We start from the raw sequence: 22,020 nt of genomic DNA on the forward strand, positions 1-22,020 counted from the left end.
GCGTCCCGACCGGAACCGGGGCGCCCCCAGGGCCTGACCCGCCCCGACCCACCGCGCGCCGAGAGAGACACCGCCATGCACCTGCCGCCGCCCGACCCCGCCCTCAGCCCCCGCACCGGCTTCACCCGCGCCCACTGGGAGGCCGCCGCCGACGCGCTGCTGGCCGCGGTGGAGCCGTACGCCACCGAGGACCGCGCCCTCTACCACTTCCCCGGCGACCGGCAGAGCTGGTCGGGCCGCCTCTCCGACGGACTGGAGGGATACGCCCGCACCCTGCTCCTCGCCGCGTTCCGCCGCGACGAGACCGCCCTGCAGCGGTACGCCGACGGACTGGCGGCCGGCGTCAGCGGCGTCTGGCCCCGGATCGAGGACCGCAGCCAGCCGCTCGTCGAGGCCGCGTCCGTCGCCCTCGCGCTGCGGCTGACCCGCCCCCTCCTGTGGGACCGTCTCGACGACACCGTGCGGCAGCGCGCCGCACACTGGCTCGGTGACGCGCTGACCGCCGAACCCTGGCCCTGCAACTGGGAGTTGTTCCCCGTCACGGTCGGCGGCTTCCTCCAGGAGATCGGCCACGAGAGCGAGGCGGCCGGCAAGGCGGTGGACCGCGGGCTGGAACGGATCGAGCAGTGGTACGTCGGCGGCGGCTGGTACACGGACGGCGACGGCAGGAAGTACGACTACTACAACGGCTGGGCCATGCACCTGTATCCGGTGCTGCACGCCTGGCTCGCCGACGACAGTCGACTGCTGACGGTATACGGAAGCCGGCTCGAGACCCACCTCGCCGACTACGCCCGGCTGTTCGGCGGCGACGGCGCCCCGATGCACCAGGGCCGCTCCCTCACCTACCGCTTCGCGACCACCGCCCCGCTGTGGCTGGGCGCCCTCACCGGCCGCACCCCGCTGCCGCCCGGCGAGACCCGCCGGCTGGCCTCGGGCGCACTGAAGTACTTCCTGGAGCGGGACGCCGTGGACGAGCGCGGGCTGCTCACCCTCGGCTGGCACGGCCCCGACGCCGCCGTCCTCCAGGGCTACTCGGGCCCCGCCTCCCCCTACTGGGCGAGCAAGGGGTTCCTCGGCCTGCTGCTCCCGGCGGACCACGAGGTCTGGACGGCCACCGAGGAGCCGGGCCCGGCGGAGCGCGAGGACGCGGTGACCCCGGTCGCCGCCCCCAACTGGCTGCTCCAGTCCACGCGGGCGGACGGCGTGGTCCGGCTGCACAACCACGGCAGCGAGGACGTCCGTTACGACCCGTACTACACCCGGCTGGCGTACTCGACGGTGACGGTGCCCTCCCCCTCGTACGACAACAGTGTGATCGTCGGGGGAGACCCGGGGCGTACGGGTATCGAGCCGCTGGGCGCCGGGGACGGCTGGGTGGCCTCGCGCCACACCGCGGGCGGCGGGGCACGGGTGACGAGTGTCCTGCTGGCGCGCGGCGCGACGGAGGTGCGGGCCCATCTGGTGACGGGGGCGGCACCGGGGACGCCGGTCCGGGTCACCGGTTGGCACGCCGGGGACGGGCTGCGGGCGGACCTCGTCCCGGTCCACGGCCTCGCGGTCTCCGCCGAGGACGCCCCCACCGGCACCGCGACCCCGGCCGGCCCCGGGTCCCTCGCAGGTACCACGGGGGACGGCGGCACCCTCTTCGTCGCGCTCGCCCGGCTCACCGCCGAGCCGGAGACCGTCCCCCTGGAGGAGACGGTCTCCGTGCGGGCGGACGGGCCGGACGGGATCCGGGTGTGCTGGAGCGACGGCCCCGAGGTCCGGGTGACCCTGACGGGGGACGCCGTACGGGTCAGGGCTTGAGACGGGCGATCCGCAGGGTCGTCGTGGTCGGCGACGCCCCGGTCAGCGGCTTGGCGTAGGTCGGGGTCACCGGGGCGTACGCCCAGGTCAGCGTGGAGTCCTTGAGTACCGCGATGTCACCGCTGATCCGGGTGTTCACCACCTTGTCCGCGCTCTGGAACGCGCCGGTCCAGTCGATGAGACGCAGATGGGTGCCGGTGAAGGTGCCCGTGCAGGTGCCGGAGGCGCACTTGGCGTTCTTCAGGGACTCCCAGGACACCAGGAGCCGATCCTTGCCGTACGGGGCGACGTGGACGTTGACGTTCTCCGTGCCGGCCGCGCTGGTGAGGTAGACCGCCTTGCCGGGACCGGAGTTGCGGTTCTTCATGAAGGCCACGGCGACCTGGTGGGTGCCGGTCCTCGGCTTGACGGTCCAGCCGCGCCCGCTGGAGTCGTCCGGGTTCTTCTTCGCGGAGGCGGCCCCGCGCGAGGCGAACGCGGTGGCGTACCGGCCGGTGGAGGACTTGACCAGGTCACCCGTACGGCCCGGGAACGTGCCGCCGCAGTAGCCCGCCCAGCACTGCTCGCGCTGGACGACCGGGGCGACGTCCGGAGCGCCGATCTTCGTGGAGACGAACAGGCCCGAACGCCAGTCGTCGAAGCACAGGGAGGTGAACGCGCCGGTGGTCTCGGCGTGCAGCGCGATGCCCTCGTTGTGGCTGCACCCCCAGCCCCAGCCGCCGCTCAGCTTGGTGCCCTTGGCGCTGATGTACTGGAGCTTGTCGCCGTAGTGCCCGTCGGCGAAGCCGCCCGCGCCGTGCACGACGAAGTAGGCGCCGTACTTGGTGCCGTTCCAGGTCAGCTGGCCGTCGAGGACCGGAGAGGTGTCGTTCGACGCGGTGCCGGTGAGCTTCGTGCGGAAGGTCTGCCTGCCGCCCGTGTACCGGATGATCGCGGCCGCCGTGTCCTTCCACTTGTTGGTGTCGGCGACCCGGGTGAGCAGCGCGAAGCCGTCGTTGTGCGCGACCAGGCCACCGACCTCCTTGGCCCCCTTGACGACCGTGTCCGCGCCCGAGCGCTTCCCGGCGGCGGTCAGCGGGGTGACGTGGATGCCGTCCGCGGCGGGCCAGGCCACCCGCAGGGTGCCGTTCGGGGCCACCGCGGTTGTCGTCCGCGTCCACTCGCGCGTGTTGTTGTAACCGGCCGACAGGTAGGGGAACTTGGCGGTGAGGGCCACGGCGGTGGTGGTGGGGGCGAGGTTCGGGGCGGTGGCGGGCGCGGCCCCGGCGGTGGCGTACCACGCGCCGGCGAGCACCCCGGCGGCCGCCAGGGCGCCGATCGCGGGCTTGCGGGCCGCGCGGATGCGGCGGTGGCGCGTCGTGCGTCGAGCAGTTGTCATGGCCTGTTGTTGCCACCGGGGCGGAAAAGGGTTGCCGGGGCGGAGGAGAATTCCCGCGCCTGCCGCAGCGGGGTTCCCGCCGCCTGCCGCACCGGGTCCGCCGGGCGCGCCTCAGGAGACCCCCGCACAGCCGGTAAACGCGTTGCTGAGGAACAGGCCCTGCACAACAATCCCCGCATGACTTCTGCCATCCGCCATGTGACGATCGACTGCTCCGACGCCTACGCCGTGGCCTCCTTCTGGTCCGAGGTGCTCGGCCGGCCCCTCCACGAGGACGACAAGCCCGGTGACGACGAGGTGCTGATCCAGGGCCCGGGCCTGCTCTTCGTCACCGTGCCGGAGACCAAGACGATCAAGAACCGTGTGCACCTCGACCTGGAGCCGCAGGACCGCACCCGGGACGAGGAGGTCGAGCGGCTGCTCGCCCTCGGCGCCACGCTGGTCGCCGACCGGCGCAGGCCCGACGGCACCGGGTGGGCCCTGCTCGCGGACCCGGAGGGCAACGAGTTCTGCGTGGAGCGCAGCCGGTCGGAGCGGGCGGCCCCCGCGGCGGACTGACCGTCGGCCACGGTTCGGCCGGCGCCGAACCGTCAGGACCCTAACCTGCCCGTATGACCCCCTTCGCCGCGCTCCACCACGCCGACCCCCCGCTCCTGCTGCCCAATGCCTGGGACCACGCCTCCGCGCTGGCCCTGGCCGGACTCGGCTTCCCGGCGATCGGCACGACGAGTCTGGCCGTCGCCGCGGCCGCCGGTCTGCCCGACGGGGAGTCGGCGACCCGTGAGGAGACCCTCCGCCTCGCCCTCGTCCTCGGCTCGCAGCCGTTCCTCCTCTCCGTGGACGCGGAGGGCGGCTTCAGCGAAGACCCGGACGAGGTGGGGGAGTTCGCGCGCCGGCTCGCCGCCGTGGGAGCGGTCGGCATCAACCTGGAGGACGGCCTCGGACCCGCCGGCCGGCACGCGGCGAAGATCGCCGCCGTCAAGCGGGCCGCGCCCGGTCTCTTCGTCAACGCCCGTACGGACACCTACTGGTTGGGCCAGGGCGAGAAGGAGGCGGGTGACAGCGAGAAGTGGCGCGAGACCCTCTCCCGGCTCGACACCTACCAACAGGCCGGCGCCGACGGGGTGTTCGTCCCCGGGCTGACCGATCCGGCGCGGATCGCCGCTCTCGTCGCCCGCCTCGGCACCCCCCTCAACCTCCTCTTCTCCCCGGCCGGTCCGACCGTCCCGCAGCTCGCCGGACTCGGGGTGCGCCGGGTCAGCCTGGGCTCGCTGCTGTACCGGCGGGCACTCGGCGCCGCGCTGGAGGCGATGACCGGGATCCGCGACGGCCGTGCGCCCGAGGGGAGGACACCGTCGTACGCCGATGTCCAGGCCCTGGGCACCCCGGACCCGTCGGCCTGAGCCCGCGGGGTCAGGCCGCCCCGTCGGCCTCCCTGGGCCAGTGCGTCAGCGCCGTGTGCAGCGCGTCGATCACCTTCTCCCACGACCGCTGGACGTCCCGGGGCGCGCCGAACGATCCGCCGGCCTCCAGGGCGCAGTAGCCGTGGAAGGTGCTGCGCAGCAGCCGGACGGCGTCGGTGAGGTCGGGTTCGGCGAGGCCGTAGGCGCGGAGCATGCCGTGCGTGATCTCGGCGGTGCGGCGCATCGCGGCGGAGTCGACGGCGAGGTCCTGGTCGATACGGATCTGCGCGGCCGCGTACCGCCCGGGATGGCGGAGGGCGTACTCCCGGTAGGCCCCGGCGAACGCGGCGAGCGCGTCCTTCCCGGCGAGCCCGGCGACGGCCGGCGCGATCCGGTCGATCATCTCGCCGCCGACGAACAGCGCGAGCCGGATCCGCAGGTCCTTGAGATTCCTGACGTGGGAGTACAGGCTCGCGTCCTTGACGCCGAAGCGCCGGGCCAGCGCCGAGAGGGTGACGCCGTCGGGTCCGGCCTCGTCGGCCAGTTCGGCGGCGGCCGCGACCAGTCGGTCGGCGGTGAGGCCGGCTCGGGGCATGGGGACCGCCTTGGGTGCTCGGGCCTGGACAGTTCGGGAGAGATCCTAGAGGGGGCCGGCCCGCCGCCCCCGCAGGCAGTCGGCCTCCTGCTCAACCACCCTTTTCCATCGCCGAGTTGACTCTCGGGCAGTATGAGACGACACTCTCACGCCATGGATGCGGGTAACCGATCGGGTGATGTCGAACTCACCGATCCCAAGGCCATGCGGGCGCTCGCCCACCCGGTGCGGCTGGCCGTGCTGGAACGGCTCCAGCGGCACGGGCCGGCCACGGCCACCCAGCTCTCCCCGCACGTCGGCGCGACGCCGTCCGTGACGAGCTGGCATCTGCGCCATCTCGCCGGCTTCGGGCTGGTCCGCGACGCCGAGGCCGGCACGGACCGGCGCGAGCGGCGCTGGGAGTCGGTGGGCCGGGGCTTCCGGTTCCGGGCGCCGGAGGACGAGGAGGGGCGCTCGGCCGCCCGGGTCCTGGTCGCGGAGATGTTCGCGCGGACCGCCGGACTGCCGGTGCGCTGGCTCACCGAGACCGAACCGGACCTGGAGCCGGAGTGGGCGGCCCGGGCCGGCGGGCTGAACAGCCGGATCGTCGTCACCGCCGAGGAACTGGCCGGGCTCCAGGAGGCCGTCGAGGACCTCCTCGCGCCGTACCTCGCCCGCAAGGGGGAGCGCCGGCCGCCCGGCAGCCGGGGCGTGCGCGTCCTGACCTACACACTTCCCGAGGGCGCCGCGGAGTGAAGGCGGGCCCGGGCTCGTTGTGGCGCGACGGCCGGTTCCTGCGGTTCTGGGCCGGGCAGACCGTCTCCCAGTGCGGCGACCGGGTCTCCGACCTCGCGCTGCCGCTGGTCGCCGTGGGCACGCTGCACGCCTCCGCCGCCGAGGTGGCCTGGCTGACGGCGCTCGTCTGGGTGCCGAACCTGTGCGGGCTGTTCCTGGGCGCCTGGGTCGACCGGCACCCCGGCAAGCGCCGGCTCATGATCGGCACCGATCTGGTGCGGGCCGCCCTGCTGCTCACCCTGCCGGTCGCGGCGCTCACGGACGCGCTCACCCTGGGCCAGCTCTACGCGGTGGCGGCGCTGAGCGGGACGGCGGCGGTGGTGTTCGGGTCGGCGTACCAGAGCTTCTTCGCCCTCCTCGTGCCGCAGTCGTCGTACCTCGACGCCAACAGCAAGCTCGCCGCGAGCCGTTCGGTGTCCTTCGTGGCCGGTCCGGCACTGGGCGGCGGCCTGGTCCAGCTGGTGACCGCGCCGCTCGCCGTCGCGGCCGACAGCCTGTCCTTCCTGGCGTCGGCGCTGCTGCTGCGGCCGGTCCGCGTCGACGAACCGGAGCCCGCCGACCCCGACGGGCCGTCCCTGCCACGGCTCGCCCGGGAGGGGCTCGCCTTCGTCCTGCGTCAGCCGGTGCTGCGGGCGAGCCTCGGCTGCTCGGCGACCGTCAACTTCTTCACCTTCCTGACCGGCACCGGACTGCTGGTCCTGTTCGCCGACCGCGAGCTGGGGCTGTCCCCGGCGGCGACCGGGCTGGCGTTCGGGGCGGGGGCGCTCGGGGCGCTCCTCGGGGCGGTGACCGCGCCCGCGCTGTCCCGGCGGATCGGCCTCGGCCGCAGCATCGCGGTGGGCGCCGTCGTGTTCCCGGCGCCCCTCGCGCTGCTCTGGGCCGCCCAGGGGCCGCTCCTCGCCCGGGCCGCGGTGCTGGCGGCCGCCTGGTTCCTCTCCTGCTTCGGCGTCATGATCTTCGACGTCAACCTCAACTCGCTGGACACGGCGGTGACCCCGGACGGCCTCAGGGGCCGGGTGATCGGCGCGTACAGCACGGTCAACTACGGGGTGCGGCCCCTGGGCGCCCTGGCCGGCGGCGGACTCGCCACCGCCGTGGGCCTGCGGGCGGCCTTCACCGTGGCCGCCGTGGGCGGCGCGCTGTCGGTGCTGTGGCTGCTGCGCTCACCGATCCCGGCCATCCGCGACCTGGACGACCTCGCCCGGCCGGAGCGGCCCGCCGGGGCCCCGGAGCCCGCGCCGGTCACGCGTTCGGATTGAACCCGTTCGCCAGACCGGTGTACGCCGGCTTTGCCATACAGCTCTCGTTGTACGGCAGTGGCCGCCCCGTAGCCGCCGAACGTGCCCGGCCCCTTCCGGTCGCCGCCGACGGCCGTAAGGTTGCCGGGGAGTACGGCAGGGGGAGGGGGGACGGTTGGCGTACCGGGCGCGCGGCGGCCGCAGGCGTCGGACCGCACCCGAGAGCCGTGAGCGACCCCTGTGGCGGCAGCGGGACTTCGGGGTCTTCTGGGCCGCGCAGACCCTGTCCTTCCTCGGGGACTCCTTCGCGCTCGTCGCCCTGCCCCTGCTCGTCCTCGGAGCCACCGGCTCGCTCGCCCTGATGGGCCTGCTCACGGCGGTCGGCGGTGCCGCCTCGGTCGTCGCGGCCGTGTTCGCCGGGGCCGTGGTGGACCGGGTCGACCGGCGGCGCCTCCTCATCGGCTGCGACCTGGTGCGGATGGTGCTCTACGCGCTGATCCCGCTGGTGTGGCTCGCCGGACCGCAGCTCTGGCTGCTGTACACCGTGCTGCCGCTGTGCGAGGCCGTGGGCATGCTGTTCGCGGTCGGCTACGTCACCGCGGTCCGCGGCCTGGTCGGCACCGCGCAGCTCACGGAGGCCAACGGCCGCCTGGGCGCGACCGCCGCCACGGCCGGTGTCCTCGGCCCGCTGTGCGCCGGCGTCCTCGCGGGCCGGGCCGGACCGGCCGCCGCGATCGGCGTCGACGCGGCCAGCTTCGGCGTCTCGGCCGTCTGTCTGGCCGTCGTACGGATCCGGCCGCGGCCGGCGGACGAGGAGCCGGCCGAACGGGCCGGGCTGTGGCGGGACCTGCGGACCGGGGTGGCGTTCCTGTACGGCCATCCGGTGCTGCGGGCGCTGACCGCCCTCCTCTTCGTCTTCAGCTTCCTCACCCTCGGCCTCAACGACCTGCTGGTCTACCACCTCAAGCACGACCTCGGCCACGACGACGGCACCGTCGGCACCGTCCTGGCGGTCGGCGCGCTCGGCACGGTCACCGGGTCGCTGCTGGTGGCGCGGGTGCGCCGCAGGCTGGGCTTCGGCCGGACCTGGACGGCGGCGGTCGCCGTGAGCGGCGCCGCCGTCGCGGGCCTCGGCCGGGCTGAGGACGTGCCCGTCGTCGGCGCCCTCGCCGCCGTCTTCCTGGCCTGCGTCGCCGTCGCCGGCACCTGCTCGATGTCCCTGCGCCAGGAGGTCACCCCCGAACCCCTGCTGGGCCGGGTCACCTCCGCCTTCTGGACCCTCCAGTACGCGGCGGCCCCCGTCGGCGCGGCCGTCCTGACGTGGACGGCGGAACACCACGGCACGGCCCCCGTGGCCCTGGCGGCGGGCGCGGCCTGCGTCCTGCTCGCCGGGGTCGCCCTGCTGACGCCGGTGCGGGGGGCCGGGCGGCGGTGAGCGGTCGCCGCCCACGCGGCCGTTCACCCCGACCGTTTCCGGGCGGGCAGTCCCGTCGCGGGGAGCAGCGCCAGCGCGAGCAGCGCGGCGGCCACCAGACAGGCCGTGCGGAAGCCCGCCGGATCCAGGCCCGCCGAGCCCAGCACCACCGACACCAGCGCGGTGCCGGCCGACGAGCTCACCTGCGCGTTGATGCTCAGCGCCGTGGTCGCCGCGGCCAGCCGCTCCTTCGGCAGGTCGCGGCTCGCCGTCGTCATCGTCGGCATCAGCACCATCCCGGCGCCCACCCCCAGCAGCACCGAGGCGGCGACCGACCGCCAGGCGGGCACCTCCGGCGTCCCGAGGGCCAGGCCCGTGAGCGCCATGCCGAGGGCGCCCACCGCGATCCCGGCCCGGATCAGCCGCCGCGGGGACACCTTGTCGATGTTCCGCGCCGCGACCTGCATGGTCGTCCCGACCGCGAGTCCGACCGGCACCCCCAGCAGCCCCGTCGCCGTCGGGCTCCAGCCGCGCACCTGCTGCCAGTACATCGGACCGAGCAGCATCGACCCGAAGTAGCCGCAGCCGAACAGCGCCAGGGTGGCGATGCCCGCGCCGAACGCGCGGTCCGTCAGCAGCCGCAGCTCCAGCAGCGGGTGCCGTACCGACAGCGCGCGCCCCACGAAGCCGGCGGTCAGGGCCGCGCCGGTCAGGGTGGGCACCAGCGCGGCCGGTGCGGCGAAGTCGCCGCGCTCGGCGCCGTGCGCCAGCCCGAACAGCAGCAGCGCGAGCCCCGGGGAGAGCATCAGCAGACCGGGCACGTCGAGCCGGGGCGCCGGTGCCGTGCCACGGGGCGGGTCCGGGCGCAGCAGCTTCGCCGCGAGCACCGACGCCACCGCTCCGACGGGCAGGTTGACCAGGAAGAGCCAGCGCCAGGTCAGTGTGTCGAGCAGCCAGCCGCCGAGCACCGGCCCGGCCACCGGGCCGACCAGGACCGGCAGTCCGAGCAGGGCCATCGTGCGGCCGTACCGCTCCCGGTCGGCGGCCCCCATCGCCATCGCCATGCCGACGGGCATCAACAGGCCGCCGCCGAGCCCCTGCAGCGCCCGGAACACGATCAGGCTCACGATGTCCCAGGCGCACGCCGCGAGCAGCGACCCGAGGGTGAACAGGACGAGCGCGACGAGATACGTGCGCCGGGTGCCGAGCCGCGCCATCGCCCAGGCGGCGGTCGGCACGACGGCGGCCAGCGCCAGCGTGTACGCGGTGACCGTCCACTGGGCCGTCTCCAGCGGGGCGTGGAACGCCTCCGACAGGCTGCGCAGCGCGACATTGACGATGGTGACGTCCAGCACCGACATCAGCGAGCCGATGACGACGACGAGGAGGGTGCGGTTCAGGACGGCGGCGGCCTCGGCCCCCGGCGCCGTGTCCACGGACCGTGCCGTGGTCATGGCGGCCGCCCTCAGCCCTGGTAGGGGTGGGCCCGGCGGGCCGCCCGCAAGGCCCGTCCCCACCAGGCGAGCTGGCCGAGCATGCCCTTGGCCGCACCCTCGCAGACGGCGGCGTCCCGCGGGCGGCCGTCCTCCCCGAGCCCGGACCACGGGCCGTGCAGACTGACCGCGTCGCGTACGGTCGTGGCGTGCAACTCCGCGAAGACCAGCCGGAGTTGCTCCACCGCGCGCACGCCGCCCGCGAGTCCGCCGTACGACACGAACCCGACCGGCTTGGCCTGCCACTGCGTGTGGTGCCAGTCGATGACGTTCTTCAGCGCGGCCGGGAAGCTGTGGTTGTACTCGGGCGTGACCACCACGAAGGCGTCGGCGGCGGCCAGCCGCGGCGACACGTCCGCGAGGGCGGCCACGGCCGCGGGGCTCGGGGCCGTCCCCCAGCCCGGCATGACCAGGGGCAGGTCGATGTCCGCGAGGTCGACGACGTCCAGGTCCAGGCCGTCGTGGGCGGCCGCGGCGCCGAGGAACCACTCGGCCACCCTTCGGCCCTGACGGCCCTCGCGGACACTGCCGACGACGACGGCGACCCGTAAGGGGGTCTCCTCCTGGGCGGCGGCTGCGGTGGTGGCGGCGGGAGTGACGGCGGTGTCGACGGGCATGGGTGTCCCCCTTGTTCTCCTCGGCCCCCTCGGGGGCGGGACGGCCGTTCCCTACGGCCTGACACCCAGAAAGTACAACGAGCGTTGTAGAAATTACAACGCTCGTTGTTATTCGTCGGCGCGTGCGTGAGGATGGGGGCAGGTGAGGACGGGAGGAGACGCGGTGGGCGGTACCAACGACGCGTGGATGGAGGCGGCGCGACGGGACTACTCGCCCCGGAAACTGGAGAAATGGGTCGCCATGGCGGGCGCCGCCTGCACGGTCTTCGGGCGGGAGGGGTACGCGCGCGCCTCGGTCGACGCGCTCGCCGCCGAGGCCGGGGTGTCGACGCGCACCCTCTACAACCACTTCCCCGGCGGCAAGGCACAGCTGTTCCGCACGGTCGTCACCTGGACGTCCGGCGAGGTCAAGGACGCCCAGATCGCCCGGCTGCACGCCGTACTGGCCCCCGGACGGCCGCCCCGCCCCGAGGACCTCGAGCGCGATCTCGTCGCGCTCGCCCGGAGTTTCGTCGGGCTCATGGACGACTACCCGAACCACTTCGCGCTGGTCCGGCACATCCACGCCGAGGCCGACCATGTGCCGCCCGAGGTGCTCCAGGCCTGGCGGGACGCCGGCCCGGGCCCGGCCGGCGAGGCCCTCGCCGAGGCGTTCGCGGGCCTCGCCGAGGCCGGTCTGCTCGACCTGCGCGGCGACGCCCCCCTCGCCGCCGCGCACTTCATGGCCCTGATCTCGCACACCCTCACCCAGCGGTCCCACTACGGGGTGCTCCCCGTGCCCCAGGAGGAGACGGAACGCCTGGTCGTCGGGGGAGTCGCCGTGTTCGTCCGGGCGTACCGGACGCCGTGACGCCGGGTGTCAGCCGTTCACCCCGGTGTACTTCCCGAGGCTCCACCGCCACAGCAGCCGTGAGCCCAGATACGCCAGGACGCCCAGGACGGGGGAGGCCGCGGCCAGCCAGTAGGGGACGCCGGTGTCATGCCCGTGGCCGGTGAGGACCGCGGCCGGGAAGTAGGCGACGAACGCGAGCGGAAGGCCGTACGTCAGCAGACCGCCGACCGCCCGCGGCAGCACGTTCAGCGGGTAGCTGCCGAAGGTGCCGAGGAGTTCCTCCAGCCAGCCGCTCCAGTAGTCGGCGGCCGGGAAGCGCAGCGCCGCGCAGGCCACCGCCGTGAACAGCGCGGCCTCCAGCAGCATCCCGCCCACGACCGCGGCGACCAGGTACGAGATCCGGCCCGCCGTCCAGTCCAGCTGACTGCGGCCGAGCGCGCCCACCATCAGGCCCGTCGCCACCGTCAGATCGCCGATGGCGTTGGTCGGGAAGTAGGCGAGCTGGACCTGGCGGTGCACCGGCATGGGGCGCAGCAGATAGACGTCGATCTTCCCTTCCTGGATCTGCCGGCCGATGAAGTGCACCCGGCCCAGCAGCAGCACCATCAGACCGTGGGCGAGCATCCGGATCGCCGGGATCAGCAGCACCTCCGAACTGTCCCAGCCGCCCATCCCGGTGAACCGGGTCAGCAGCACGGTCGCGAACACGATCACCGACACCTGCCAGATCGCGCCGATCGCGATGTTCAGCAGGAACTCGGAGCGGTACTCCATCGAGGAACGGATGTTGAGCAGCGTGATGCGCCACACGATGCGCAGGGACTTCAGCGACATCTCAGCCTCCCTGCGAGATCACACGGCGCGCGGCCTGCCGCCACACCCAGCGGGTGAACAGCGCCAGCACGACCACCCAGCCGGCCTGCACGGCCAACTGGACCACGGCGTCGGACAGATCGATCCGCCCGATGTAGATCGACAGCGGCACGCTCAGCGTCGCCTGGAACGGCAGGAAGCCGCTCAGCGTGAGGAACCAGTCCGGGAAGAACCACAACGGCGCGTACACCCCGGACAGCAGGTTCTGCGCGAAGATCAGGATCAGCATCGCGGAGTTGTTGCGGATGGTGAAGAAGCAGAGCTGGTCCAGGATCAGCATCACGTAGTACAGCACCAGCTGGCCGAGCAGCAGACTGACCGCGAACACCCCCGCCACGGCGGCCGACCGGGGCGGGTCGACCACCCCGGCCGCCAGGCACACCGTGTACCCGGCCAGCGCCCACGCGAAGCCGTACAGCTGCTCGCCGAGGGCGCGCAGGGCGTAGTAGCGCTGCGGCGGCAGCGGACGCAGGTACCAGTAGACGATGGTGCCGTAGTGCATGTGCTGGATCACGCTGTCCCGGCCGGCGTACTGGTCCAGCTGCCGGATACGGGACGCGAGCACGGCGAGGACGGCGTACGTGACCGCCTGCCCCTCGTCGAGTCCCGCGGTGGTGCCGGTGCGGGAGTACAGGCCGTGCCACAGGGAGGCCACCAGCACCACCTGCACGGTCAGCCGGAGCAGGACCGCCGTCATCCGGGGCGGTGCGTGCAGCTCTCCCAGCGGGGTGACCCGGGCGGCACGCCAGGCGGGCACGGTCGTCGTCACGCCGCCTCCGCGTGGATGTAGGCGGCCCGCATCACGTCCTCGAGATCGGCCTCGTCCAGCGCGATGTCCGTCACCTCGTACCGCTCGATGACCGACTTCAGCGCCTGGTGCACGGTCGGCGCGGCGGACCCGTCCGGACCGAACACCACCCGTGCCCCCTCGCGCCGGACCACCGCGATGCCCGGCAGCGGCAGGACCTCGGCGTGCGGGTCGGTGAGCGTGGCCCGCACCTGCCAGGTGGAGCCGAACCTGCGGCGGATGTCGTCGAGGGTGCCGTCCAGCACGAGCCGGCCGTGGTTGACCAGCACCACCCGCTCGGCGAGCCGCTCGACCTCCGTCATGTCGTGCGTGGTCAACAGGACGGTACGGCCCCGCTCTTCGACCTGGTACCGCAGGAACTCGCGGACCTGCTCCTTGACCACCACGTCCATGCCGATGGTCGGTTCGTCGAGGAACACGACCGGCGGGTCGTGCAGCAGCGCCGCCGCCAGATCGCAGCGCACCCGCTGACCGAGGGAGAGGTGCCGGACCCGGGTGTCCCAGAAGGAGGACAGCGCGAGGAGGTCGTCGAACTCCGCGAGCCGGGCGCTGTGCTCGGCCCTCGGCACCTCGTAGATGTCCCGGAGGATGGTGAAGGACTCGCGTACCGGCAGGTCCCACCACAGCTGGGTGCGCTGTCCGAACACCGCCCCGATGTTGCGGGCGTTGCGCTCGCGGTCCTGGTACGGCACCACCCCCGCGACCCGGGCCTCGCCGGAGCTGGGGGTGAGGATGCCGGTGAGCATCTTGATGGTGGTGGACTTGCCGGCGCCGTTCGGGCCGAGCAGGGCGAGGAGTTCGCCCGAGTCCACGTCGAAGGTGATGTCACTGACCGCGTGTTTGGCCACCCGCTCCGGGTTGACCAGGGACCGCAGGGCTCCGGCGAACCCGGGGCGGCGGACAGTGGTGTGGAAGGTGCGGGACAGACCGCGCACCTGGATGGTGCCGCTCACTCGTTCAACCTCCAGTGAAGCGCGGCCGGCCGGCGGGAGGCCGGCACGGCCGCGGGAGAGGTCCATACATTCTCGGAATGTCGATCAAATGGTCAATCGATTAATCGACGGGAGTCCGACCGGGGCCTGACCCGGGGCTGACCGGAGTGCGGTCATCCGGTGGCCGTGAACACGAACGAGAACGTGGCCCGCTCCGCGTGCAGGACGTACCGCGGCAGCGGGCCGGGGCCGCAGGACTGGGAGCCGAGGCCGTGCTGGCCGTGGTCGAGGTTGACCCAGACCGTGTCGCCGGGGGTGAGATCGGTGCGGTGCCGGGCGGCGTCCAGCTGCTCGCTCGTCCAGCGGCGGGCGGTGAACCAGAACTCCGGGTCGCCCTCGATGCGCAGTCCGCCGAGCTCCGCCCAGCGGACGTCGGCGCGGGCGCCGTTCTCCTGCGGACGCACGTACGGCGTCTGCATACGATCCACCGTCGACTGCCAACGGCCCACCGCCGACGCCGTCCTGCTGTCCGGATACGCCTCACCGGGCCCGCCGCCGAACCAGGTCACCGCGTCGGCCTCGGCCAGTCCGAAGCGCACGCCGAGCCGGGGCAGGGGTACGGTCCAGTCGCCCTCGGGGGTGACGGAGACGGTCAGCTGGAGACGGTCGCCGTCCGACCGCCAGGTGTATACCGTCGACAGTCCCACCTCGCGGGCCGCCGGCGCCACCCGCGTCCGTACCGTCAGCGTGTCGTCGCCGAGTTCCACCGCGTCCGGGCGGTGCCGCATCCGGTGCAGGCCCAGCTCGCGCCAGAGCGTGCTGGAGCGGACCTTGGACTGCCAGTCCGTGCCGTCGTCGTTGTCGGTGGTCGCCCGCCACACGTCCAGGCGCAGACCGGTCACCGCCACGGGACCGATGGCGCGCAGGGCGCCCGTGCGAGCGTCGAATGCGGCCGGACCGAGAGTGATCCGTCCGCCCTCCGCCACCGGGCGGGCGGTCGCGGCGACCGAGGGGACGGGCCGGGCCGCGAGGGGCAGTCGGCCCCAGGCCACCACATGCCCGGCACCGGCCCAGGCGGTGTCCTCGGCGAGCACGGCGCGCACCGTCCAGCCGGTCTCCGCGCCCGCCGGGACGTCCGGCGGGGGCTGCGGCAGCTTCACCTCCGCCGACTCGCCCGCCGCGAGCGCGGGCACCGGCAGGCTCCCCGACGCGACGGTCTCGCCGTCGGCCTCGAAGGACCAGGTGAAGGCCAGCGCCGACAGACCGGCGAAGTCCTGCTTGTTGGTGACGCGGACCGTGCCGTCGCCGCAGCCCTCGACGGCGACCGGCTCGATCACCTTCTTGAACTCGGTGAGGCCGGGGGAGGGGGTGCGGTCGGGCAGGAGCAGGCCGTCGCAGACGAAGTTCCCGTCGTGCAGCTCCTCGCCGAAGTCACCGCCGTACGCGTAGCCGAACGTGGGGTGCTCGATGCCGTGGTCGATCCACTCCCAGACGAAGCCGCCCTGCACGCGGTCGTGCGCCTCGAAGATCCGCTGGTAGTCGGCGAGTCCGCCCGGCCCGTTGCCCATCGCGTGCGCGTACTCGCACAGCAGGAAGGGCAGTCCGCGCCGCTTGCCGGTGCCGCCGTCCAGGTCCCGGCCGATCCGGTCGACCTCCTCGTGGGAGGCGTACATCCGGGAGTACATGTCGGTGTCGCGGCAGTTCCGGTCGCCCTCGTAGTGGACGAGGCGGGAGGTGTCGCGGGCGTGGATCCACTCGGCCATCGCGGTCAGACCGCGACCGGTGCCGGCCTCGTTGCCGAGGGACCAGATCACCACCGACGGATGGTTCTTGTCGCGCTCGACCATACGGGCGGCGCGGTCCAGGAGGGCCGGGGTCCAGCGGTCGTCGTCGACGGGGTTGTCCCGCCAGTCCTGCTCGACGAAGCCGTGGGTCTCCAGGTCGCACTCGTCGATCACCCACAGCCCGTACGTGTCGCACAGGTCGAGGAAGGCGGGGTGGGGCGGGTAGTGGGAGGTGCGGACCGCGTTGACGTTGTGCCGCTTCATCAGCAGCACGTCCTCGCGCATGGTCTCCAGGTCCAGGGCGCGGCCCCGGCGCGGGTGCCACTCGTGCCGGTTGACGCCCTTGAAGAGGACCGGCCTGCCGTTGACCTTGATCAGTCCGTCGGCCAGTTCCACCGTCCGGAAGCCGATCCGCAGCTGCACCCGTTCGCCCTCGGTCGTCAGGACGCCGTCGTACAGCCGGGGCGTCTCCGCCGTCCACGGTTCGACCGCCACGGCGACCGGCTCCCCGGTCGCGACATCGATGTCGAGAGCGGGCACGGCCACCCGCCCGTCGACGTCGGAGTCGACGCGCAGGGTGCCCTCACCCGTGACGTGGTCGTAGGAGGCGTGCACGAAGAAGTCGCGCACGGCGCCCGCCGGCCGGTGCAGCAGGGTCACATCACGGAAGATGCCCGGGAGCCACCACTGGTCCTGGTCCTCGAGGTAGGAGCCCGCCGACCACTGGTGGACCCGTACCGCCAGCACATTGTCGGCGGTCTTCAGCAGATCGCCGACCGCGAACTCGTGGGCCAGCCGCGAGCCCTTGAACTCGCCGAGCTCGGTCCCGTTCAGCCACACCCGGGCGCAGGACTCCACCCCGTCGAACCTCAGGACCGCGCCGCCGTCCGACAGCGCGGGCCAGTCCGCCGGCAGGTCGAAGACCCGCAGATGGTCGCCGGTCGGGTTCTCGGTCGGCACCCGGGGCGGGTCCACCGGGAACGGATAGAGATGGTTGGTGTAGATCGGCGCCCCGAAGGCGCCCTCGCCCTGAAGGACCCAGTGGCCGGGGACCGCGACCTCGGCCCAGTCCCCGGCGTCGTATCCCTCCGCGGCGAACGAGTCGTCCTCGGCGTCCGCCGTCGGCGACAGCCGGAAGCGCCACCTCCCGTTCAGGGAGAGATACTTCGCGTCCGAGGACGTGTACCAGGCGCGGGGCGCGAGCGCCCCGCTGCCCGGCGACACGTCCTCGACGTAGCTGCTGGTGGTGCGGAAGGACATCGGTCTCCTAGGTCAGCCCTTGATACCGGTCTGGGCGATCCCCTGCACCAGCCAGCGCTGGAGGAAGAGGAACACGAGCAGCAGGGGCAGGATGGAAATGGCCGTGGCCATGAAGATCAGGTGGTAGTTGACCGTCTGGTTCGTCATGTACGACGACAGCGCGACCTGCACCGTCCAGGCACTCGGGTCCTGGCCGATGACCAGCGGCCACAGGAAGGAGTTCCATCCGTTGATGAAGGTGATCGTGGCGATCGCGGCGAAGAAGTTCAGCGAGTTCGGCACGACGACACGCCAGTAGGCGCCCCAGTAGCCGAGCCCGTCCACCCGCGCCGCCTCCTCCAGCTCCTTGGGGAACCCCAGGAAGTACTGCCGGAAGAGGAAGCAGGTGAAACCACTGAAGAGGCCCGGGATGATGAGACCTCGGTAACTGTCCACCCAGCCGAGCGACGACACCAGCACGAAATTCGGCACGAAGGTCACGGCCGTCGGCACCATCAGGGTGACCAGCACGGCGTAGAAGACCTTGTTGGCGTGCCGGTACGGGATGCGGGCGAGGCCGTAGCCGGCGAGCGAGCACAGCAGGAGGATGCCCGAGGTGTGCAGGACGGCGACGACCACGGAGTTCCACATGGCGTGGGCGAAGTCCACCGTGGTGTCGTCGAACGGCTCGGTGAGGTTGCCCCACTGGATGTCGGTGGGGAACCACTTCCACTCCTCGCCCGTGATCTCCTGGTCCGTCATCAGCGCGTTGCGGACGATCAGGTAGAAGGGGATGAGGAAGAGCAGCCCGGCGATGCCGGTCGCCACGTACAGACCGGTGTTGCCGAGGACCCCGCCACCGCGCCTGGCCTTGACCGGCGCGGTGTCCTTCTTGAAGTCGGGTGCTGTGGTGGTCACTTGGACTCCTCACCCCGTCCGAAGCCCATGAACTTCCCTTGCAGCAGCGTGACGAGGCAGATCAGCAGGGTCAGCACGACGGCGCCCGCGCTGCCCGCGCCGTAGTTCTGGTTCTCGCCCAGCGCCATCTTGTACAGCTCGACCAGCGGCGGCTGGCCCCAGGTGGTCTTGGAGAGCAGGTTGTAGAACTCGTCGAAGGCCTGGTAGGCGGCGACGAGCAGGAGCAGGATCACCGCGGTGGAGGTGGCCCGCAGCTGGGGCAGCGTGATGTACCGGAAGGTCTGCCAGCCCGGCTTGGCGCCGTCGATGGCGGCGGCCTCGTACAGCTCCTGCGGGATGTTCTGGAGCGCCGCGAGGAACAGGATCATGTAGAAGCCGGACTGGAGCCACAGCCGGACGGTCACGATGACCAGCCAGTACCAGGGCGGATCGGGGTTGGCGAGCCAGGCGACGTTCTCGACGCCGAACCAGTCGAGGACGGTGTTGGCCAGGCCGAAGCGGACGCCGTTGAAGATGGACATCTTCCAGATCAGCGCGGCGGCGACATAGCTGCACGCGGTCGGCAGGAAGAACACCGACCGGAAGAACGCCCGCATGAACCGCAGCCGGTTGACCAGCAGCGCCAGGCCCAGCGAGAGGGCCCAGGTGGCGGGCACGATGAACGCGGCGAACACGGTGAAGGTGACGAGGGAGTTGCGGAAGTCCGTGTCGGTCAGGATCTGCTTGTAGTTGGCGAAACCGACGAACTCGCTCGGGGTGACCGTGAAGCGTGCCTCGAAGAAGCTGAGGTACATGCTCCAGACGATCGGCACGAAGACGAAGATCACCAGGCCGATGAGGAACGGCCCGGTGAAGAGCCAGAAGTTGAAGGTGCTGCTCGCCCGCAGGCCCCGCCGCGGCCGGGTCCTGGGGACCTCGGCCGGGGCGGGCTGGGCGACCTGCTGTGGGGTGGCGGTCGACATGGCGTGATCCGTCCTGCGGGCCTAGCCGAACAGCTTCGTCAGCTCGGCGTCGACCTTCTTCTGGGCGGCGTCGAGCTGGGCCTTCGGATCGCCGTTCTTACGGACGGAGTTGGCCATGACGTCGTTGACCGCGGAGATCATCGCCTGGGTCCAGCCGATGTTGTCGAAGTGGCCGAACTCGTTGAAGAGCTTCACGCCCTCGGCCGGGAGACCGGACTTCAGCTTGGTGGCGGACTGGGCGATCGAGGTGCGCGGCGGGATGTGGAAGCCGTACGAGGTGGCGAAGTCCTCCTGGTACTTCTTCTGCTCGATCCACAGCCACTTGACGTACTCCTTGGCCGCCTCGACGTTGTCGCCCTTGGCGTTGACGAACATCGACCAGCCGCCGTTGGTGACCGACTGCCTGCCCGCCGAACCGACCTTCGGGAAGGGGAAGATGCCGATGTCGTCGCCGAGCGCCTGCTGCATGGTCGGCATGGCCCACATGCCGCACCACTGGATCGCGGTCAGGCCCTGGGTGAAGGCCGACGGGTCCCACCAGTCGGCGGGGGCGTCGAGGAGCAGGTTGCCGCTGGTGAACAGGCCACGCAGCTGCTTGAGACCCTCCGCGACCGCGTCGGTGTTGAAGGCGACCTTGTTGTCGTCGGTGAGGGTGTCCGCGCCGGCCGACCAGATCAGCGGGCTCTGCACCGGGGTGATGTCGTTGCCGAGGAAGGCGCCCTTGACCTTGCTGGTCTTGAGCTTGGCAGCGGCCTCGATCAGCTCCTCCAGGGTCTGCGGCACCTCGATCTTCGCCTTCTCGAACAGCGAGGGCCGGTAGAAGAAGAACTGCGGGTCGTCGATCATCCGGACGCCGTAGATCTTCCCGTCGACCGTGTGCGACTTGATGTCGGCCGGGTTGAAGTCGTCCTTGACCGGCTCGATGATGTCGGTCAGGTCCGCCACCTGACCGCTCTTGACGAGCTGGATCTGCGGGTGGAACTCGAAGACGTCGGGCGCGTTCTTGGTGAGCAGCGCGGGGAACAGCTTCTGCTCGAACTGGGAGCCGGTGATCCACTGGGTGGTGACGTTCGCGCCCTTGTAGGCCTTGGCGTACCGCTTGACGGCCTGCTCGACGCCGGCCTCGCCGTACGCGTGGAAGTACTGCACGAGGTTCTTGCCCGAACCGCTGCTCCCGCCGCGACCGTTGTTGCCACCGCACGCGGCCAGGGTGCCGGCCGCGGCCATGCCCGCAGCGGCCCGGAAGAGGGAACGACGGGACCAGTTGTTGCTCATTGCCGACATGCTGACGTCCTTGTCTCGAAGTACGGCTACGGCTCGGTGGATCTGCGTCAGGTGGCTCAATTCCTGTCGCGGAGCGGGACGTTAACCTTCGGCTAAGGCTTCGGCAAGGGGTTGGACGAAGTCTGTTCGAAGCGTTGTGATCGGTTCGGGATGACGAACGGACACCCTCCCGGGCGCGCCGGAGGACAGGGTGTAGGGCACCTGCGCATGGGTAACGCGGGCGCGGGGAAGGGGGGTTGAGGGCCGCCGGTGTCAGGGGCCGGCGGCCCTCGGCTCACGAGGCGGGCGCGGTACGGCTCCTGGCCGGCAGGGGGCGCTTGGCGCTCCGCTGCCCGACGCGCTGCAGCGCCCCTTCGAGCGCGAACGTCGCCGCTCCCAGGCAGACGGGGTCGGTGGGGATCGCGGAGAGGACGATCCGGCTGGCGGCCAGCGGCCGTTTCAGCGCGTGCCGGGCGACGGCCTCGCGCACCTCCTCCAGCAGGGGTTCGCCGAGCCGGGCCGCGACCCAGCTGCTCAGCACCACCACCTCGGGATTGAGCACGTTGACCAGGACCGCGACGGCGGCGCCCAGGTAACGGGCCGTGTCCCGGACGACCTTGACGGCCACCTCGTCCCCCGCGGTGACCCCGGCCGCCAGCGCGTCGATGGTGGCGGTCTGGTCCCCCGGGTGCAACAGGGGGCTCCGCGGGCCGATCTCGCGCAGATTCTGCATGATCCCGAGCGCGCCGACGTACGTCTCCACACAGCCGTGATTGCCGCAACGGCACAGCCGGCCGTCGAGCACCAGGGTGGTGTGCCCCCACTCGCCCGCGCTGTTGCTCACCCCCCGGTGCAGCCCGCCGCCCAGGACGAGACCCGCGCCCACGCCCGTGCCGAGGTTCACCACGACCGCGTCGCCATGGCCGCGCGCCGCCCCGAACCACAGCTCGGCGACCGCGCTGGCCCGCAGCGGATTGTCCAGGTACAGGGGATACGCGATGTGTTCGGAGAGCAGGTCGAGCAACGGCACCTCGTGCCAGTCCCAGTTGGGCGCGTACTCGGCGATACCGGTGTCCCGGTCCACCTGACCCGGCACGCTCACCCCGACCCCGAGCACCCGCGCCGCGTCCACCCCGGCCTGCGCGACCACCGAGCCGACGGCCGCCGCGACATGCCCGACCACCTGCTCCGGGCGGCTCTCGCCGGGGCGCATGTTCTCCTCGGCGCGGGCCAGCACGTTCAGCGCCAGGTCGAACAGCTCGACATGGACGTACGTCTCCGCGATGTCGACACCGATCAACGCGCCCCCCGACGCGTTGACGGCCACGAGGCCCCGGGGGCGGCCACCCGCCGAGTCCTCGAACCCGACCTCCGTGATCATGCGGAGGTCGAGCAGCTCGCCGACCAGCGTGGCGACCGTGGCGAGGGAGAGCCCGGTCGCGGCCGCCAGCTCCTGCCGGGAGGTGGGCGAGGAGGCGATGATCTGGCGCAGCACCTCGTAGCGGTTCGCGGTGCGGATGTCCCGTGATGTGCCGCGCTTCATCGAGCTCCCTTCGCCGCCCCGGCACCGAGGCCGGTAGCGGCGACGGCACCGGCGCGGCGACAGGCTATGGCGTGCCACGACGTTCGACAAGGGGTTAGGAAAGGGGCTTTATAAAGTCCGGCGCGCCCCGGTGCGCGAGTGGCGG

19 protein-coding genes are annotated in these 22,020 nt (G+C 72.3%); 7 read left to right on the forward strand and 12 right to left on the reverse strand.

The annotated features are described in order from the left end of the window. Window positions 1-75 precede the first annotated feature (75 nt). Complete coding sequence (locus ABZ490_RS27790) at window positions 76-1,809, forward strand: DUF2264 domain-containing protein (RefSeq protein WP_358995373.1); 1,734 nt, start codon at window positions 76-78, stop codon at window positions 1,807-1,809. Here ABZ490_RS27790 and ABZ490_RS27795 read toward each other — a convergent pair. After that, a complete protein-coding gene (locus ABZ490_RS27795) occupies window positions 1,799-3,187 on the reverse strand; it encodes a hypothetical protein (protein WP_358995376.1) in 1,389 nt (462 codons plus the stop codon). The two genes, ABZ490_RS27790 and ABZ490_RS27795, sit on opposite strands and share 11 nt — an antisense overlap. A 177-nt stretch (window positions 3,188-3,364) precedes the next feature. Here ABZ490_RS27795 and ABZ490_RS27800 point away from each other — a divergent pair, with 177 nt between their 5' ends. Both ABZ490_RS27800 and ABZ490_RS27805 read left to right on the forward strand, forming a co-directional pair. Continuing rightward, entirely contained in the window at window positions 3,365-3,745 is a 381-nt protein-coding gene (locus ABZ490_RS27800) for a VOC family protein (RefSeq protein WP_358995379.1), read from the forward strand. A 53-nt stretch (window positions 3,746-3,798) separates the two neighbouring features. Further along, window positions 3,799-4,590 (forward strand): isocitrate lyase/phosphoenolpyruvate mutase family protein, encoded by a 792-nt coding sequence (locus ABZ490_RS27805; protein ID WP_358995382.1) that lies wholly within the window; start codon window positions 3,799-3,801, stop codon window positions 4,588-4,590. Window positions 4,591-4,600: 10 nt separating this feature from the next. Here the strand turns inward: ABZ490_RS27805 and ABZ490_RS27810 are convergent, their stop codons facing one another. Then, complete coding sequence (locus ABZ490_RS27810) at window positions 4,601-5,185, reverse strand: WHG domain-containing protein (RefSeq protein ID WP_358995386.1); 585 nt, start codon at window positions 5,183-5,185, stop codon at window positions 4,601-4,603. A gap of 153 nt (window positions 5,186-5,338) precedes the next feature. Here ABZ490_RS27810 and ABZ490_RS27815 point away from each other — a divergent pair, with 153 nt between their 5' ends. From ABZ490_RS27815 to ABZ490_RS27825, 3 genes are all read left to right on the forward strand, one after another. Further along, entirely contained in the window at window positions 5,339-5,920 is a 582-nt protein-coding gene (locus ABZ490_RS27815) for a helix-turn-helix domain-containing protein (RefSeq protein ID WP_358995389.1), read from the forward strand. After that, entirely contained in the window at window positions 5,917-7,218 is a 1,302-nt protein-coding gene (locus ABZ490_RS27820) for an MFS transporter (RefSeq protein ID WP_358995392.1), read from the forward strand. The genes ABZ490_RS27815 and ABZ490_RS27820 overlap by 4 nt, the downstream gene beginning before the upstream one ends. A gap of 154 nt (window positions 7,219-7,372) precedes the next feature. Beyond that, the gene (locus ABZ490_RS27825; protein WP_358995395.1) at window positions 7,373-8,632 is read left to right on the forward strand and encodes an MFS transporter; all 1,260 of its coding nucleotides are present in this window, start codon (window positions 7,373-7,375) and stop codon (window positions 8,630-8,632) included. 23 nt (window positions 8,633-8,655) lie between these two features. On the opposite strand, the gene ABZ490_RS27830 is transcribed toward ABZ490_RS27825, so the two are convergent. Continuing rightward, window positions 8,656-10,065, reverse strand: coding sequence for a DHA2 family efflux MFS transporter permease subunit (locus ABZ490_RS27830; RefSeq protein WP_358995398.1), 1,410 nt, complete (start codon window positions 10,063-10,065; stop codon window positions 8,656-8,658). Between the two features lie 11 nt (window positions 10,066-10,076). Then, the gene (locus ABZ490_RS27835) at window positions 10,077-10,721 is read right to left on the reverse strand and encodes an NAD(P)H-dependent oxidoreductase (protein WP_358995401.1); all 645 of its coding nucleotides are present in this window, start codon (window positions 10,719-10,721) and stop codon (window positions 10,077-10,079) included. Window positions 10,722-10,884: 163 nt separating this feature from the next. On the opposite strand from ABZ490_RS27835, the gene ABZ490_RS27840 reads away from it, so the two are divergent. Further along, window positions 10,885-11,571 (forward strand): TetR/AcrR family transcriptional regulator, encoded by a 687-nt coding sequence (locus ABZ490_RS27840; RefSeq protein ID WP_358995403.1) that lies wholly within the window; start codon window positions 10,885-10,887, stop codon window positions 11,569-11,571. A gap of 9 nt (window positions 11,572-11,580) precedes the next feature. On the opposite strand, the gene ABZ490_RS27845 is transcribed toward ABZ490_RS27840, so the two are convergent. From ABZ490_RS27845 to ABZ490_RS27880, 8 genes are all read right to left on the reverse strand, one after another. After that, on the reverse strand, window positions 11,581-12,387 hold the full coding sequence (locus ABZ490_RS27845; protein WP_358995405.1) for an ABC-2 family transporter protein: 807 nt from the start codon (window positions 12,385-12,387) through the stop codon (window positions 11,581-11,583). A gap of 1 nt (window position 12,388) precedes the next feature. Then, window positions 12,389-13,123, reverse strand: coding sequence for an ABC-2 family transporter protein (locus ABZ490_RS27850; protein WP_358995524.1), 735 nt, complete (start codon window positions 13,121-13,123; stop codon window positions 12,389-12,391). 68 nt (window positions 13,124-13,191) lie between these two features. Then, window positions 13,192-14,187: an ATP-binding cassette domain-containing protein gene (locus ABZ490_RS27855; RefSeq protein WP_358995408.1), complete on the reverse strand. Its 996-nt coding sequence runs from the start codon at window positions 14,185-14,187 to the stop codon at window positions 13,192-13,194. A 152-nt stretch (window positions 14,188-14,339) separates the two neighbouring features. Next, window positions 14,340-17,210 carry a glycoside hydrolase family 2 TIM barrel-domain containing protein gene (locus ABZ490_RS27860; RefSeq protein ID WP_358995410.1) on the reverse strand — a complete coding sequence of 957 codons (2,871 nt, stop codon included), beginning with the start codon at window positions 17,208-17,210 and terminating at the stop codon, window positions 14,340-14,342. A gap of 12 nt (window positions 17,211-17,222) precedes the next feature. Further along, complete coding sequence (locus ABZ490_RS27865; protein ID WP_358995413.1) at window positions 17,223-18,107, reverse strand: carbohydrate ABC transporter permease; 885 nt, start codon at window positions 18,105-18,107, stop codon at window positions 17,223-17,225. After that, a complete protein-coding gene (locus ABZ490_RS27870; RefSeq protein ID WP_358995415.1) occupies window positions 18,104-19,069 on the reverse strand; it encodes a sugar ABC transporter permease in 966 nt (321 codons plus the stop codon). The genes ABZ490_RS27865 and ABZ490_RS27870 overlap by 4 nt, the downstream gene beginning before the upstream one ends. Before the next feature lie 21 nt (window positions 19,070-19,090). Continuing rightward, window positions 19,091-20,353, reverse strand: coding sequence for a sugar ABC transporter substrate-binding protein (locus tag ABZ490_RS27875; protein ID WP_358995417.1), 1,263 nt, complete (start codon window positions 20,351-20,353; stop codon window positions 19,091-19,093). A 274-nt stretch (window positions 20,354-20,627) separates the two neighbouring features. Then, complete coding sequence (locus ABZ490_RS27880; RefSeq protein ID WP_358995420.1) at window positions 20,628-21,875, reverse strand: ROK family protein; 1,248 nt, start codon at window positions 21,873-21,875, stop codon at window positions 20,628-20,630. Window positions 21,876-22,020 lie beyond the last annotated feature (145 nt).

Source organism: Streptomyces sp. NPDC005811 (assembly GCF_040630405.1).
Lineage (GTDB): Bacteria > Actinomycetota > Actinomycetes > Streptomycetales > Streptomycetaceae > Streptomyces.

What these genes read in the sequence shown, in the direction of transcription:
- ABZ490_RS27790 (WP_358995373.1), top strand. Translation starts at nt 76, where the DNA reads ATGCACCTGCCGCCGCCCGACCCCGCCCTCAGCCCCCGCACCGGCTTC.
- ABZ490_RS27795 (WP_358995376.1), bottom strand. Translation starts at nt 3,187, where the DNA reads ATGACAACTGCTCGACGCACGACGCGCCACCGCCGCATCCGCGCGGCC.
- ABZ490_RS27800 (WP_358995379.1), top strand. Translation starts at nt 3,365, where the DNA reads ATGACTTCTGCCATCCGCCATGTGACGATCGACTGCTCCGACGCCTAC.
- ABZ490_RS27805 (WP_358995382.1), top strand. Translation starts at nt 3,799, where the DNA reads ATGACCCCCTTCGCCGCGCTCCACCACGCCGACCCCCCGCTCCTGCTG.
- ABZ490_RS27810 (WP_358995386.1), bottom strand. Translation starts at nt 5,185, where the DNA reads ATGCCCCGAGCCGGCCTCACCGCCGACCGACTGGTCGCGGCCGCCGCC.
- ABZ490_RS27815 (WP_358995389.1), top strand. Translation starts at nt 5,339, where the DNA reads ATGGATGCGGGTAACCGATCGGGTGATGTCGAACTCACCGATCCCAAG.
- ABZ490_RS27830 (WP_358995398.1), bottom strand. Translation starts at nt 10,065, where the DNA reads ATGACCACGGCACGGTCCGTGGACACGGCGCCGGGGGCCGAGGCCGCC.
- ABZ490_RS27835 (WP_358995401.1), bottom strand. Translation starts at nt 10,721, where the DNA reads ATGCCCGTCGACACCGCCGTCACTCCCGCCGCCACCACCGCAGCCGCC.
- ABZ490_RS27845 (WP_358995405.1), bottom strand. Translation starts at nt 12,387, where the DNA reads ATGTCGCTGAAGTCCCTGCGCATCGTGTGGCGCATCACGCTGCTCAAC.
- ABZ490_RS27850 (WP_358995524.1), bottom strand. Translation starts at nt 13,123, where the DNA reads ATGACGGCGGTCCTGCTCCGGCTGACCGTGCAGGTGGTGCTGGTGGCC.
- ABZ490_RS27860 (WP_358995410.1), bottom strand. Translation starts at nt 17,210, where the DNA reads ATGTCCTTCCGCACCACCAGCAGCTACGTCGAGGACGTGTCGCCGGGC.
- ABZ490_RS27870 (WP_358995415.1), bottom strand. Translation starts at nt 19,069, where the DNA reads ATGTCGACCGCCACCCCACAGCAGGTCGCCCAGCCCGCCCCGGCCGAG.
- ABZ490_RS27875 (WP_358995417.1), bottom strand. Translation starts at nt 20,353, where the DNA reads ATGTCGGCAATGAGCAACAACTGGTCCCGTCGTTCCCTCTTCCGGGCC.
- ABZ490_RS27880 (WP_358995420.1), bottom strand. Translation starts at nt 21,875, where the DNA reads ATGAAGCGCGGCACATCACGGGACATCCGCACCGCGAACCGCTACGAG.